We start from the raw sequence: 15261 nt of genomic DNA, 5'->3' as shown, positions 1-15261 counted from the left end.
CCATAACTCGCGAAGCGCTCATCCTGGCCGGCGGTTTGGGCAGCCGGCTCCGAACAGTCGTCAGTGACCGACCAAAACCTTTGGCTGAGGTCGCAGGCCGACCATTCATCACTTTCCTGCTCGATCAGCTGTTGCGGTTCGGCTTCCAGCGCGCCGTGCTGTGCGTCGGACATCTGGGCGAATATGTCCCTCCGGTGCTTGGCGAGAAGTATGGCGCGCTCGAGCTGCTCTACTCGTTCGAGCAGACGGCACTTGGAACGGCGGGCGCTTTGCGGAACGCCGCCGGTCTGGTGCGCGAGCAAAACGTGGTGGCGATGAACGGTGATTCGTTTTGCGATCTGGACCTGCGCAGGCTCGAACAGATGCATGGAACCTATAATGCGCCGGCAACCATGTCGGTGCTGCACAGGAGCGATCGCGGCCGATCCGGCGCCTTGAGTGTCGATTCGACCGGCCGCGTCGTTCGCTTCGACAGCCGCCCGACTGAGCCCACACCAGGCCTGATCAACGCCGGGGTCTACATGCTGCGCCGGGACGCGCTCGATGCCATTCCAGCGGGCCGCGCGGTTTCGCTCGAGGAAGAAACGTTTCCCGACATGGTGGGGCGCCGCGAGCTTTTCGCCTGGCAGGTCGAAGCACGCTTCATCGACATCGGAACTCCCGATAGCCACCGGACGGCGCAGTCCTTTTTTGACGGCGTGACCGAATGACCGACCTCGTCGCGGCAAGTGTTCCCGCAAGCGCCGTTCGGCCCGCCCGCAACGTGCTGATATCAGGCGCACGCAGCGGCCTCGGACATTCGGCGCATCAGGCGCTCGGCGGCATCGCCTTCGTGCGCGGGATGTCGGTGGACGACCCCTTGATCCGCGCCGCGGCGCCGTTCGACGCCATCATCCATTGCGCCGTCAACGCGGCAAAAGACGTCTCGATGAAAACGGCCTATGGATACATGGCCGACAACCTCCTGCTGACGCAGCAACTGGTCAACATTCCCCATCGCAAGTTCATTTTCGTATCGACGCTGGCGGTCTATCCGCCGACCGGCCGCGCGGTCAGCGAGGACGACGACATCGACCTGCTGCCGCTCGCCGGGCCCTACGCTTTCACCAAGCTGTTCTCCGACCTTTACGTGCAGGAACATGCGACGGCGCCCCTGGTCCTGCGCACGACCACCCTGCTCGGCCCTTCCATCCGCGCCAGCACGGTTCACCGGGCCCTGACCCAACGGGACTGCCAGCTCTTTTTGGCACCGACCGCGCGCTACAATTTCGTGATGCACGACGAAATCATCGAATTCATGGTCCAGGCCATGGATTCCGGCCACACCGGGGCCTTCAATCTCGGATCGGCAGGCCTGGTCCATTTGTCCAGCATCGTCGACCAACTCGGCCTCTCGGTGCGATACGGTGAGTATCCGTACGACATCGGCCCCGTGGACAGCCGCAAGGCGGGCGCGCTGCACCCCGCCTTTGCCCGTCCGTCCTGGCAGACGCTCAACAGGTATATCGACTGGCTTGGACCGGCCTATATCGGCACCGGGCGACTACGGGGACCCTGATGGTCACAAGCGCATCGACGGCGAAAATTGCGAATGTTTCGGGCAACTTCCCGTATGCGTCGGCGGTCTCAGGCACTCACTAGACGCGCCCCTGATCCGCAGTGTAGAGAAAACCAGCTGCAGAATCCGGCTAACCTTTTATCCGCGGCACCCCAGGCGAGCATCATGGCGGACATCAAGACACAGAAGCACGATGCGATCGTGCTTTCGAGCCAAAGCGAGAAAGACCTGCAGCTCAAATTCGTTGAGATGCTCAAGCAGGCCCCGTTGCCGGAGGACGAACTCCTCGCCAATCTCGGGCTGTTCCTGTCATCGAAATCGCTTTCGCGCATTCTGTTCTTCTATGAAATCTACCGCAAGATCATCAACACCCATGGCGTGGTGATGGAGTTCGGCGTCCGCTGGGGCCAGACGCTTTCGCTGCTGTCGGCACTGCGCGGAATTTTCGAACCGTTCAACCGGCATCGCAAGATCATCGGCTTCGATACTTTCGCCGGCTTCAAGGGCATGAGCGACAAGGACGGCAAGCTGTGCAAGACCACGGACGGATCGTTCTCGGTCAGCGACAATTATCAGCAGTATCTCGGCGAAATCCTTGCGCTTCAGGAAGCGCTCAACCCGATCTCGCATCTGAAGAAATTCGAGCTGGTGCCGGGCGACGCGACGGAAACCATCCCCGCTTACCTGAAGCGCCAGCCGGAGACGCTGGTATCGCTCGCGATCTTCGATTTCGACATCTACCAGCCGACCAAGGTGGCGCTCGAGGCGATCAAACCGCATCTGTTCAAGGGCAGCGTGCTGGTGTTCGACGAACTCGCCGATGACATCTTCCCCGGCGAGACCATTGCGCTCCGCGAAGTCTTCGACGTCACCAATCTCAGGGTCGAGCGGATGCCGATGACGGCGCGCGTCTCCTACGTGGTGCTTTGATGAACGATATCTGCAGGAAGATCCGCTCCGAAATTCTCAACGTCTCGCACAAGAGCGGGCATGGCCATATCCCGACGTCGTTCTCGATCGTGGAAATGCTGACCGCCGTCTACCAGACCATGCGGCACGATCCGAAGCGACCCGACATGCCGGAGCGCGATCTGTTCGTCCTGAGCAAGGGACACGCGTCGCTCGGCTTCTATTGCACCCTCGCCGCGCACGGCTACTTCAGCTTCGAGGACGTCTACGCGTTCGGCGCGTTCGACTCCCGGTTCGGCTGCCACCCCGATCGCACCAAGGTTCCCGGCGTTGAAGCCTCGACCGGCTCGCTCGGCCACGGCATCGGCATCGCCGTCGGCATGGCGCTGGCCGCGAAGATTTCCGGCACCAACCGCAAGGTCTACACCCTGATCGGTGACGGCGAATCCAACGAGGGCAGCGTCTGGGAAGCGATCATGGTCGCGGTCAACACCAAGCTCGATAATCTGACCGTGCTCTACGACAACAACCAGTCACAGGGGCGTTGCCTGCCGATCGGCAATCCTGCCGAGCGCTTTGCTGCGTTCGGCTGCGACGTGGCGGAGATGCATGGCCATGACCTGCCGGCAATCAAGCAGGCGCTCGCCAAACCGGCCGACCGGGTTCGCGTACTCGTCTGCAATACCGTGAAGGGTTTTGGTTGCGAGACCCTCTCCGAGAACGTCTACGAATGGCATCGTCGCGCGCCGAAGCCGGATGAGCTAACCAAGCTTCAAGAGGAGCTCCATGCGGGCGCAATTTAAAAATACCGTCTCGGAGCTGGCCGCTCAGGACGACAGCATCGTCATCGTGCTCGGCGACATCAGCGTCTACATGTTCAAGGACTTTTGGGAGAAATACCCGAACCGGTTCTACAACATGGGGATCTGCGAGAACACGCTGGTCAGCGTCACCGCAGGGCTGAGTTCGCAGGGTTTCAACCCGTTCGTGCACACGATCTGCCCGTTCCTGACCGATCGCAGCCTCGAGCAGATCAAGCTCGACATGTGCTACAACAATTTCGCCGGCAACATCGTGACCTGCGGCGCCACCTTCGATTACGCTTGGGACGGCGCCACGCATCACGCCTATACCGATCTGGCCTCGCTGCGCATGCTGCCGAACATGGAGGTGCTCCATCTCGGCTCGAAGCGGGAGGTCGACGCGCTGATCCGGTCGCAATACCGAAGTCCGCGGCCGACCTATTACCGGCTGTCGGATCATCCGCATACGATCGAGACCAACACCGAGTTCGGCAAGGGCACGGTGCTGAAGAACGAAGGCGCGCCGCTCACCATCATGACCGCGGGCCCGATCCTCACCAACGTGATGGAGGCTTGCCGCGACCTGCCGGTCAATCTCGTCTACTTCCATACGCTCAAGCCGATCGACAAGGCGCTGATCGAACAGTTCCGCGATACCGATATCCTGGTCGTCCATGACGCCTATGGGCTGTACGAAGCGATTTCCGAAGTCCCGGCCCTGCGCATGCGCTATCATGGCCTGCCCGATGCGTTTTGCGGCTGGTACGGAACCGTGCACGACATCCGCAAGCGCATCGGCCTGGATCCGGCGTCGATCAGAGCTACGGTACAGGCGCTGCTCGAGGACCGCTCGCAGCCCGTGCGCGTCAGATGAAAGCCGACGGACACTGAACCTTCGCGCCAGGCTGCGCTGACGCGTTTTTAGGCCGCTGATGTTTTTCAAACCCCGCCTTTCTCTGGTGACCGGGGGCGCCGGCTTTATCGGCACCCATCTCGCCAAGGCCCTGCTGAACCAAGGCGGCCGCGTCCGTCTCGCCCTTCACCAGCGCGCGCCCATCATCTCCGATGCCAGCGTGGAAACCGTCTCCGGCGATCTCACCGATCCGGCGCAATGCCTGCGGGCGATGCAGGGCGTGCAACTGGTCTTCCATGCGGCCGGCGCGGTTTCGGGCGCCGGCGGTTCGCCCGAAGACGCCATGGCGGGCATCGTCAAGAACCTCAATCTGACGGCTCAGGTGCTGCACGCCGCCTGGGCGGCCAAGGTCGAGCGTATCCTGATCTTCAGCAGCAGCACCGTTTATCCCGAATCCGACCATCCGATCCGGGAAGACGAACTATCCGAACAAGCGCCGCATCCGGCCTACCTCGGCTATGGCAGGATGCGACGCTACTTCGAACATCTCGCCGAGTTCGTCGCCAGCCGCTCAACCGTCAAGGTCGCGCTGGTGCGGCCAACCGCGGTCTACGGCCCGCATGATGATTTCGAACCGGGCAGCAGCCACGTCATTCCCGCGCTGGTGCGCCGGGCCGTGGAAAAGTCCAATCCGTTCGAGGTGTGGGGAAGCGGCAACGAAATGCGCGATTTTCTCCATGTCGAGGATTTCGCGCGCGGCTGTCTGCTGGCGATCGAAAAACATGCCGTGTGCGATCCCGTCAACATCGGATATGGCACAGCCATTTCGATCCGAGAGGTGGTCGAGACCATCCTCAGGGCGGCGGGACACCAAGTTACCCCGCGCTTCGATCCCTCAAAACCGACGACGATTCCGGTCCGGACCGTCGACACATCCAAGGCCCGGCGCTTGCTCGGCTTCGAGCCGCAGATTCCGATCGAAACCGGATTGAGCGATCTCGTGCGCTGGTATGCGGCACGGACGGCAGGCTAGCGATCCGACGGCCGGTCAGACCGGTCGCCAGATCGTCTGCGAATAGCCCTCGTGCAACAGGCTGCCGAATTCCACCCGGTGCTCCTTCAGGATTTCGATACGCCCTTGCTGCTGCAAGGCGTGCAGCGCGCGCGGCATTCCATGCAGGAAGTTGCGGATCGCATGGCCGCGCATGGCCAGGTGGTCGATGAAATTGGCCGGGTCGTACCACTCGTAGATCGGCTCGACGAAGACACATAGCTTCGGCCGCTTCGCCAGCAGGAACTCGACAAAGGCGCCGAATGAATCCGACACCTGCTCGAGGGCGGCAAAGGTGTAGATCACGCTGTTGTCTGGAATTTCGATGTCATAGTCGGGCTTGTAGAAATCGAACAGGCGGCCTTCCGTGTTCCAGCCGCGCAGCTTTTTCATGTTGTTGATGATCTCGCAGGACGGTTCGGCCCAGTCGAGCCCCGTGATTTTCTTGTCCGGAAACATCTGCGCCAGCACGCTGACGTGGCCACCGGAGCCGCATCCGAACTCGAAGATCTGCTCGCTGTCCGCCAGATAGGTGCGGAACAGCCATTCCTGATACACCTTGCGCCAGTTCTGCTCGAAATTCGGTTCCACCGGCTGGGCGTAGCGGCGGTACAGCCGGACCGGCATGTTCGGGCGAACGTATTTCGGCGCCAGCGCGTCAATATCGCCCTTGCTGGCGACGAAATCATCGAGGTTCTCGCCCCAGCCCTTGACCCAACGCGATTTGTCGCCGGGAACGACGATGGAAAACTCCTTGCGTCGGATGCGCTCCAGCAGGCCGGTCACGACGTCGTCGAGCTGCTCTCCCTCGATCCAGTCATATTGCCAGTCGCACGCGGCAATCTGCGCAAGACAGCCTGGCGGGAGCTGATCCTCGGGATGTCCCAGGAGGCGTGCGAAGTCTTTTGTCTCAAGCGAATGGCTTGTCATGGTCTGATGCTGTCCATGTCTGATGCTGTCCATCTAGAAAATAGCGTAAATGAAGGGCGCGACCGCAGAGCCTTTCGACAATACGAGCAGCGAGCCGAATAGCAGCATCATCATGAAGATCGGCAACAACCAGAATTTCTTCCGCACCCGCAGGAACATCCAGAATTCGCCCAGAAACGAGAGCATTTCCGACCTCAGAGCTGATGGATTCACCGAGTCCGGCAGGACGCCGATGGTTTGCGAACGATTCAGCAAGTTTCCGCAAAACTATCGCATGTCCGCCGTCAATCCGGAACAGATTTCAGCGAACCCTGTTCGTTGCCTTGCCGAACAAATCAAGCGGCGAAACGAGCTAGTGAAAGGACGAAAGTCCTAGCGAAAGATTTCTCTTCTCCACTGCTCCGGCCGCCAGATAGTGCTCAATTCCGGAGCGGAATAGCTTGTTGATGACAGCGTTTCGAACATCGCCATATGCGATATTGTAGCCCTCTTCATCCCAGCCGGAGAACCCGCCGCGCCGGTTCTCGCGCGCGCCGAGCTTCATATAGTGCTCCTCGCCGCTGCTGTACTTGCCCGCCTTCACTTCTGCGGCGACGTCGGGGTTCGCTGCCAGATAGGTTTCCTCGATCCAGCGCATCGGCAGGCCCTTGCAGCGTCCTTCCGACTTCCCCTCCTTGAGGTAATGCTCATATCCACTTGCGAAGGCGCCTGAACGGATCAAGGCCGCGACGTCCGGATTGTCTTCCAGATACGCCTGCTCGTTCCAGCCGGGAAAGCCGCTGTGCCGGAACTGCAGAAAGCCTGCGGCTCGATAATGCTCGAAACCGTTCTTGAACTTGCCCTTTGCGATCAGGGTGCTGACGTCCGGATTGGCCGACAGATAGACTGCTTCGCTCCAATCGTGCGGCGTTCCCGGGATATGGCTTTGCCGCCAATCCGGCAGCGCCTTTCCGGCATACAGAACGCGTACGATCTCGTCTGCCATCCGGCTGGCCATCATCTCATTCCCGGTGCTCAGCTGAGCTGTTTCGAACTTCATGTGAGCAAGATCGTCGAACACCTGTTCGCGGATGAACATCAGGCTCAAATCGACATAATGGTACGATGGGTTCTTGCTCGCCGCCGCCTGCAGTTTCGAGCGCAATACCGGATAGACATCGTCCATCCATTTCAGCAGCGAGGGCTCGGTCATCTTGATGACGGCCTTATCGGCCTCACCGACGATCTTGTGCTTGAGCGAAAAATACGGCTGCAGAAATCCGACGAATTTGGCGCCCGATCCTTCGGCCAGATACGACATCGCGAGCTGGTTGTTGATGTAGCCGTCGAGACGCTCGAGATTGGCCGTGGAATAACCTTCACTCGTGGGTGCGAACCGTCCGGCAGTCTTGCCCTCGAACGGATGGACGGCCTGGCGAGCGGCAAATAATGGCAAGGCGAGGCGAACCAGGGCGGAACTGGCAGCGAGCTGGTGCAGGACTCCCAGCTGCTGAATTTTTCCGGTCCGCGGATCGAAGATGCTGCCGATATCGACTTGGGTCTTGTGATACACTGAGCGCTTGAACAAGCCTTCTCCGAACCGCAATATCGTGGCTCGTTCATCGAGCACAAGAATATCGTTGATTCCGTTCAGTGAGATCACGACATCCGGCCGGAATTGCATGCCGTCGTGCGCCAGCGTGCCGAGAGAGGCGCTCGAGAAACCGCCGCCAACAGAAGTGTTAATGACTTCCCACGGTTCGCCCGTTCGCAGCTCGAGCGCTCGCTTGAGTGCGCCCCCCACGGTGGCTTCCTCGCGCCCTCCCCAACCGGAAAACCCGACGCTGTCACCCACCAACAACGCGCGCCTGACCGCCTTGCTGCGCTCGATCCTGGGCTCCGGGCCGCGCCACCCCCAGCTATTGATGACGACCGGCACCCAGTTTCCGAGTTCATAGCGGAATCCCGGAGTGTTCCGATATCCGGCCCACGGGTGATAGGCAGCGTGCTGGTTTTCGACCGTAATCTTCGTCGCTTCGGGAACGGGAGGTGCCACCGAACGCGCCCACCATTCACCGATCGCCAGACAGACGATGGTCAGTAGAACGGTGTTTCCGAGGATCAGCGATGTCGTTCGCAGGAAGCTTCCCAGCGTGGTCAAATACCGGATCGTCAACACTATCTTCCAAATGAAAAACGGATGGACAGGGATAAGCCTTGCGGCAATCGCGCGTGTCAATCCCCGGGAAACTACTCAGGCCAATTCACCTACTTCAAATTGCGCTGGCAATCATGCCGGGTCGTCCATGCCGGGAATCAGACCAGTACGCCACGCTGCCGCAGAAATTGCAGGACCTGCTCGGCGAGACCTTCGGCTGTCTCGGCCGCCGTGTTGAGGATCAATTCCGGATGCTCGGGGCGCTCGTAAGGCGAATCGATACCGGTGAAGTTGCGAAATTCGCCGCGCCTTGCCTTGCCGTAGAGTCCCTTTGGATCGCGCTGCTCGCAGATCTCGACCGGCGTATCCACGAATATCTCGATGAATTCACCTTCCGCCACGATCCCGCGCGCCATCCGGCGTTCGGCACGGAACGGCGAGATCAGCGCAACCAGCGTGATCAGGCCGGCATCGACAAAGAGTTTTGCGGTCTCGGCGACGCGGCGAACGTTTTCGACGCGGTCGGCTTCGGTAAAGCCGAGGTCGCGATTCAGCCCCTGACGAACATTGTCGCCGTCGAGCAGATAGGTTCGCCTGCCGAGCGCATGCAGTTTGCGTTCGAGCAGATTCGCAATTGTTGACTTTCCCGCCCCCGACAATCCCGTGAACCAGAGAATGACCGGGCGCTGGCCGTTCAGTTGGGCGCGCGCCTGCTTGGTAACGTCGAAATCGGCGTGGTGAATGTTGGCCGCCCGGTTGAGACCGAAGCGTATCATGCCGGCCCCGACGGTCTCGTTGGTGAAGCGGTCGATCAGGACAAAGCCCCCGGTTGTCCGGTTCTGCTGATAAGGATCGACGGCGATAGGCTCGGCCGTTGCAAGATTGACGTAGGCGATTTCGTTGAGCTCTAGCTGCCTGGCCGCCAGATGGGCAAAATTCGTGATGTCGACGCGGTATTTCAGGCTCGTGACCGTGGCGCCGACCGTTCGGCTGCTGCATTTCAGCAGATAGCTGCGCCCGGGCAGCAAATGAGTTTCCGACATCCAGACCAGATCGCAGGCGAACGCATCGGCGATCTGCGGCGGCTTGTCCGGGGCGGCGAGCAGGTCCCCGCGCGAGACATCGACGTCGTCGGCCAACACCACGGTGATGGCGTCGCCCTCGCCGGCTGACGCGAGGTCACCGTCCATCGAAACGATCCGCTCAATGCGCGTCCTGACGTTGGTGCGAGCGATCAGGACTTCGTCGCCAGGATTGAGTTCGCCGGACGCCACCGTGCCGGCGTAACCGCGAAACTCCGCATCGGGGCGATTGACCCATTGCACGGGCATCCGGAACGGCCGCTGCGGCGCATCAAGGTTGACCTCGACCACCCCCAGGTGTTCGAGCAGCGTCGGTCCTTGAAACCAGCGCATGCGCTCGCTGCGCCGCGTAACGTTATCGCCGAGAACGGCGGAGGTCGGAATCGCGACGACACTGCGGAAATGCAGCGACCCGGAAAAGCGCGCAAAGGCCTCGCGAATCCCATTGAAGACGCTCTCCTCGAAATTGACGAGGTCCATCTTGTTGACGGCGAGCACGATGTCCCGGATCCCGAGCAAGGCGCAGATAAAGCCGTGCCGCTGGGTCTGCTCCAGCATTTGCTTGCCGGCGTCCACCAGCAGCACGGCCAGGTCCGCGCTCGACGCACCCGTCACCATGTTGCGGGTATAGTGCAGATGACCGGGCGTATCGGCGACGATGAAACGCCGGCGCGGCGTCGCAAAATGATGGTAGCCGACATCGATCGTGATGCCCTGCTCGCGCTCGGCCTGCAGCCCGTCGAGCAACAGTGCGGCGTCAGGCGCGTCGCCGGTGGTTCCCGAGACCTTCGAGTCCCGCTCCAACGCCTGCCGGCGATCTTCAAACACCGCGCCGCAATCGAGCAGCAGCCGGCCGATCAGCGTCGACTTGCCGTCGTCGACCGACCCACAGGTGATGAGACGCAGCAAGTCGCGCTGGACCGAAGCCGCGCGCCGGCCGGACGACGAATTGGATTTCGGATCAGAAATAGCCTTCACGCTTCTTTTTTTCCATCGATCCCGCCTGATCGAAATCGATCAGCCGCCCCTGTCGCTCGGACATCGAAGCCGTCTCCAGTTCCCGCACGATATCGGTGACATCAGCGGCGCTGGATTCGATCGCGCCTGTCAGCGGATAGCAGCCCAATGTCCGGAAGCGAACGGTAAGGGCGCGCACCTCCTCGTCGGCCCCGATCGGAAGCCGCTCGTCATCGACCATGATGAGATTTCCACCGCGCCTCACCACCGGCCGCTCTGCCGCAAAGTACAGCGGAACCACCGGAATATCCTCGCATTCGATGTAGCGCCAAACGTCGAGTTCGGTCCAATTGGAGATCGGAAACACGCGAATGGATTCGCCGGGTGCGATCCGGCAGTTGAAAATGTTCCACAATTCCGGGCGCTGGTTTCTCGGATCCCAGACGTGGTTTTTCGAGCGGAACGAAAACACGCGTTCCTTGGACCGGCTCAGCTCCTCGTCACGGCGCGCCCCGCCGAACGCCGCGTCAAACCCGTGCGCGACCAGCGCTTGTTTGAGCGCTTCGGTCTTCATCACGTTGGTATAGGCGGAGGATCCATGTTGAAACGGGTCGATGCCCTGTGCAACCCCTTCGCGATTGACGTGGACGATCAGATCGAGCCCGAGACGATCGGCGGTTTCGTCGCGAAACCGGATCATGTCGCGAAATTTCCAGGTAGTGTCGACATGCAGCAGCGCGAACGGCGGTTTCGACGGATAGAACGCCTTGCGCGCCAGATGCAGCATCACCGAGGAGTCCTTGCCGATCGAATAGAGCATGACCGGCTTGCGACACTCGGCGACGACTTCACGAAAGATGAAGATCGCTTCGGCCTCCAGGCGACGCAGATCGGAAGGCAAATTTGCCATCACCGAAGCCCGCGATTGCCAATGTGAACGCCGTCAAGGCGTTCACCCCGTGCGTGCCGCAACGAGCTGATACCAAAACCGTGCTGGTCGATCGGGCGAATCAAACTGGCTCTTCCTGTGAGAGACTTTCCGGCGGCCTCGCCCCGCTTTAGCACGCAAACCATCTGGCGCGGTATTCGCAGACTATGCGCTCGGGCGGAGACCCGTTATAGTCGAAACTATCCGAAACGCTCTCGATTGCGCAACCTGATCGCGACGCCCGCTTGACGTTCATCCCCCACGATGTCCCGCTCGGGATCAAGGCCTCCGCGCCGCCTGCGGGCTATCGCCGATTTGTGGTTGCAATATTCGTGTTCCTGCTGATGCCGCCGGCAGCTTTTGCGGCCCTTACGATCGCGGTCGATCCCTACTTCGTGTGGGGAGCCCCGAGCTGGCCTGGCGTCAATGTGGTACGGCCCACCTACGAGCCTCAGGTGGTCATGGCCAAGCCCTACCAGGTCGCCCGCCTGCGCCCCAGCGCCGTGGCCCTGGGGAGCTCTCGCGTCGAGGTCGGCATCGATCCGAGGCACAAGGGGTGGGCGCCAGGCACCGTCTTCAACTTCGCCCTTCCCTCGTCCAATTCCTACGCCGTGATGCTTGCGTTCCTGCATGCCCAGAAGCACGGTGCGCCGCTGAAGCAGGCGGTCGTCGGCCTGGATTTCTTTGCCTTCAACATCAATTTCCCGCTTGCGTCCACGCTTACAGAGCAACGCTTTCACGAAAGCACTGCCCGGGAATTCGCGCAGTATCTTGCACTTCGGAATCGCGTCAAACCCAAAGTGGCGTCGGACAGCACCGGGGACTGGAATGAGGCGCTCTATCTTGCCGTCAACGCCGATGTGACAGCAGCGGTCATCCGCAAGGATTTCAAGTCCGGACGAGAGCATTTCGAGCTTGCCGGACGCACTGAGCGTCGAAAGGGCGCAACCGTACCGGCGGATTGGGATGAAACAGGCTATCTCCAGGTGCATCCCGACGTGGCCGCCGCCGTCAAGGACGGCAGCTTCATAAGCGGATATCACCATTGGCTCGCGGCGGGACAGGCCGAGAAGCGGCTTGGCGGGTTTCGCCCAGCGGACTGGGATGAGGAACGATATCTCGCCGCCAATCCCTTTGTGCGGATTCGCATAGCGCGCGGCGAATATCGGGACGGCTACTTGCACTACGTGGCAACCGGCCGCAAACAAGGCCTCATTGGAGCCGGCCATCCCGCCGACATGCTCGACCGCCTGATTTTACGGTTTGCATCATTAGGCCAGGCGATCTTCCATGCGAAGGAACGCTTCAGCCTGGTGTTTTCCACGACCACCCTGCGTGACGCCATCTCCACGCTCCGCAGGCAAGCCGAGCCGGCCGATTTTAATTCGGAAGGCATGCGAGTGTGGCATGGTCAAGAAGCGGTATTGGACCGCATTGGCGGCCCCGGGGCTGCGATGCGCACACGACTGCTGAACGGACCATGGAATCCGATGCTGGTTCCCCCAGCAAGGCAGTACTGCTTCACCAAAACCGAAGCCGGAATGACGACGTTCGATCCGTTTCGTTTCATGATCCAAAAGGCTCATGCAGAAGGCACTGATCTCAGGCTGTTCATTACGCCGCTGCATGCGGTGGTACGCACAACAATCAATGCCTTGGGTCTCGGAGAACGCTACGCGTTCTGGGTCCGAGAACTGGTCCGGATCAACGAAGAGGAAGCATCCAAAGCCGGACGCCAGCCGTTTCCTCTCTGGGACTTCAGCGCACCCGGTTCTGTCACAGCCGAACGCATACCAGAGCCGGGTGACCGTTCGCCGATGCGCTGGTTCTGGGAATGGTCACATTACCGAAAGGAAACCGGTGATCTCATTCTTGACCGGCTCCTCGAACATGGCGATCCCGCCCGCGTCGTGCCCGCCGATTTTGGCGTGCGCCTGACAACGGCAAATATCGAAGCGCATCTGGCCAACGGTGCGATTGATCTCTCAAGATGGGCTGCGCGATCCGACCTGGCTTCGAACATCGCGCGCGAGGCAGGCAAGCCCGGAAAATTCAACCGGCAGGCCGAAGCTACTTGCTGGTAGGCGATCCGCGAATGGCACGCCGACCGTCTCAAAGTCATCGGGCAGCTGGAGCCGTTTACGAATAGTACCTTGCCCAACGGTGCTCGCTAGCCGGCTTTGGTAGCCTCATCATTCGCTCGCGATAAATCTCAACCGCTCGGGTGTAAAACTTGACATCTTCCGAGAAGAGAGATTGCAGTTCGGCAACCTCGCTCGGCGTCACGGTGGCAGCATCGGTCGCAGTTGCATTCAAATTCCTGTACGTTCTCGTTGGGAGCCCAAGTAGCACCCCCAACGCCTCAACGCATTGCGAAAACTCCGATTGGAGCCCGAAGAAGGATATTTCCTCTTCCAAGCGCCGTATCGCCGCATCAACTCCATCCTGCGGCGCAAATATGCTATATTGTGTCGCAACTGCATCCGCGAACTTGCGACAATAGTCAACGACCGACAGCCCGTCCCGAATAGCGTCCTGGAAGACGCTGGGCTGCGTCGAGTTGAAGCGATAGTGCGAGATCGCGCGATCGACCGGGTCGCGCAGCAGTGTAATCGCAACATACCTGACCGGCATGGAGCGGAAGATTTCGTTATCCAGATTGATATGTCCGGTGAAAAATCCTGGCCGAGTCCGATCATCTTCCGATCTCGGCGCGTTTGCTAAATTTACCAACTCGCGTGGCGTGTAGCGTGAGAAGAAGCTGTCTCCCCGGCTATCAGCACGAAATTTGTAATTCTTCATGAAAATGGCGTTGAGCGTTGACCCAGCAGCCTTCGGCACATGAAGAAATATCAGCGGCGGCGCTTGCGACTCTTGCGGCGTCAGGAGTTCATCGAAACGATAAACAGACCCTCTGCCGCCGCCAAGCTGCATTAGTTCCTGCGCTCGAACCTCAGTGCTGCCCGAAGGCCGCTCGGACGTGACATGGTCGGCCATCGGTCGTGGCGACCGATCCTTGCGTCCCTTTTCGACAAGGTTGGCAGCGAGCGGTTCGCTATTGTCCGGGCTCACCGTCGGAATCCCCTCGAAGACCGACGGATCAAACCCTCCAAAGCTTTCTATCAGCGCCTCAACCTGCCGTCGCTCGTGCTCGGCAAATGCCGCACGTCCTCGACCGGACACTCCCTTATTCAGCTTTGTTATGCCGGCTTCATTTTGCGTGCGTTCGATAGCATCCTGAATCTGTCGATCCGTATATTCGAGACCCAGGTGTCGCAGTATCGCCCTGGTCTCTGACATGGGATCACCGAAAAACCTACGGTATGTTTCCCAATAGATCGGGACTCTTTGTTCGCTGAATGCATCGCGCCAGCTCGACACTATCCGGACAATTATCGGCGCGTACACGTTGACAATGAAGGCCCGCTTTTCGTCTTCGGTAGCCAGTTCGTAGTAGTTTGGAAATAGCTCGTGATGAGGAACGCGATCGATGTACTCTTTCATGCTCAGCAAAGAGTCATAAATATCTCTCGTGAGGAAGATCGGCCTGATCGAAAACTGTTCGCACAGCGCCAAGGTCTTTGGTTTCGCATGGCAGTGCAGTTGCGAGACTGACGGCCACTGGGCCGCAACCTCCATGTTCGGCAAATACGGATCCCCTTCCAGCATCTGTTCGTCGGCGAATACGGGATTGTAGTGACCGAATCCAGTGATGTTCTGCAGCAGCGTGACGAGGAAACTTGATCCGCTTTTGGGCGTGCACACGACAAATATTTTTGGTGCAGGCGCGGGGGAACTCAGAACGTAGGTGTCGTCTGCCGCGCTTTGCAGAAAGCCTTCGCTAACCAGATTTGCAACGTCGGTGTTCTCGAACATCACCAATCGACGGCCCGCATTGGGGAATGCGGCCCATCGATCCGAATAAGGCTTGGCGACCAACTGGAGCCGTCTCGCCGGCCGAAGTTCTTGCTTGAGCGTCTGCTTGATGAAATCAGGCGACCCGTTGACGACGGTCATGTTAGCTTCCGAACAAATACTGTTTCCAGCATATCC

General features: G+C 60.0%; 13 protein-coding genes. 7 read left to right on the top strand and 6 right to left on the bottom strand.

Features of this window, described 5'->3' with window-relative positions:
• Positions 1–2: 2 nt before the first annotated feature.
• From ACSQ84_RS11720 to ACSQ84_RS11695, 6 genes are all read left to right on the top strand, one after another.
• Positions 3–710, top strand: coding sequence for a nucleotidyltransferase family protein (locus ACSQ84_RS11720; RefSeq protein WP_436212273.1), 708 nt, complete (start codon positions 3–5; stop codon positions 708–710).
• Positions 707–1558: an NAD-dependent epimerase/dehydratase family protein gene (locus tag ACSQ84_RS11715; protein ID WP_436211819.1), complete on the top strand. Its 852-nt coding sequence runs from the start codon at positions 707–709 to the stop codon at positions 1556–1558. Before ACSQ84_RS11720 ends, ACSQ84_RS11715 begins: the two co-directional genes overlap by 4 nt.
• 165 nt (positions 1559–1723) lie before the next feature.
• Positions 1724–2488: a hypothetical protein gene (locus ACSQ84_RS11710; protein ID WP_436211818.1), complete on the top strand. Its 765-nt coding sequence runs from the start codon at positions 1724–1726 to the stop codon at positions 2486–2488.
• Positions 2488–3270 carry a transketolase gene (locus tag ACSQ84_RS11705; RefSeq protein ID WP_436211817.1) on the top strand — a complete coding sequence of 261 codons (783 nt, stop codon included), beginning with the start codon at positions 2488–2490 and terminating at the stop codon, positions 3268–3270. Before ACSQ84_RS11710 ends, ACSQ84_RS11705 begins: the two co-directional genes overlap by 1 nt.
• A complete protein-coding gene (locus ACSQ84_RS11700) occupies positions 3254–4144 on the top strand; it encodes a transketolase family protein (RefSeq protein WP_436211816.1) in 891 nt (296 codons plus the stop codon). Before ACSQ84_RS11705 ends, ACSQ84_RS11700 begins: the two co-directional genes overlap by 17 nt.
• 58 nt (positions 4145–4202) lie before the next feature.
• Positions 4203–5156, top strand: coding sequence for an NAD-dependent epimerase/dehydratase family protein (locus tag ACSQ84_RS11695; protein WP_436211815.1), 954 nt, complete (start codon positions 4203–4205; stop codon positions 5154–5156).
• Positions 5157–5171: 15 nt separating this feature from the next.
• On the opposite strand, the gene ACSQ84_RS11690 is transcribed toward ACSQ84_RS11695, so the two are convergent.
• The 5 genes from ACSQ84_RS11690 to cysD all read right to left on the bottom strand — a co-directional run bounded on the left by ACSQ84_RS11690 (position 5172) and on the right by cysD (position 11190).
• Complete coding sequence (locus ACSQ84_RS11690) at positions 5172–6104, bottom strand: hypothetical protein (RefSeq protein ID WP_436211814.1); 933 nt, start codon at positions 6102–6104, stop codon at positions 5172–5174.
• Between the two features lie 33 nt (positions 6105–6137).
• Positions 6138–6263: a DUF5989 family protein gene (locus tag ACSQ84_RS11685; protein WP_436212272.1), complete on the bottom strand. Its 126-nt coding sequence runs from the start codon at positions 6261–6263 to the stop codon at positions 6138–6140.
• Between the two features lie 193 nt (positions 6264–6456).
• The gene (locus ACSQ84_RS11680; protein WP_436211813.1) at positions 6457–8259 is read right to left on the bottom strand and encodes an SGNH/GDSL hydrolase family protein; all 1803 of its coding nucleotides are present in this window, start codon (positions 8257–8259) and stop codon (positions 6457–6459) included.
• 140 nt (positions 8260–8399) lie between these two features.
• Positions 8400–10292, bottom strand: a complete 1893-nt coding sequence (gene cysC, locus ACSQ84_RS11675) for an adenylyl-sulfate kinase (protein WP_436212271.1) — start codon at positions 10290–10292, stop codon at positions 8400–8402.
• Positions 10285–11190 (bottom strand): sulfate adenylyltransferase subunit CysD, encoded by a 906-nt coding sequence (cysD, locus tag ACSQ84_RS11670; RefSeq protein WP_436211812.1) that lies wholly within the window; start codon positions 11188–11190, stop codon positions 10285–10287. The genes cysC and cysD overlap by 8 nt, the downstream gene beginning before the upstream one ends.
• A gap of 263 nt (positions 11191–11453) precedes the next feature.
• Here cysD and ACSQ84_RS11665 point away from each other — a divergent pair, with 263 nt between their 5' ends.
• Positions 11454–13292: a hypothetical protein gene (locus tag ACSQ84_RS11665; RefSeq protein WP_436211811.1), complete on the top strand. Its 1839-nt coding sequence runs from the start codon at positions 11454–11456 to the stop codon at positions 13290–13292.
• A gap of 55 nt (positions 13293–13347) precedes the next feature.
• On the opposite strand, the gene ACSQ84_RS11660 is transcribed toward ACSQ84_RS11665, so the two are convergent.
• Positions 13348–15225: a sulfotransferase domain-containing protein gene (locus tag ACSQ84_RS11660; RefSeq protein ID WP_436211810.1), complete on the bottom strand. Its 1878-nt coding sequence runs from the start codon at positions 15223–15225 to the stop codon at positions 13348–13350.
• Positions 15226–15261: the final 36 nt, after the last annotated feature.

Origin of the sequence: Bradyrhizobium sp. LjRoot220 (genome assembly GCF_964252915.1) — a bacterium.
GTDB lineage: Bacteria > Pseudomonadota > Alphaproteobacteria > Rhizobiales > Xanthobacteraceae > Bradyrhizobium.
This window is presented reverse-complemented; position numbering and strand designations above follow the sequence as displayed.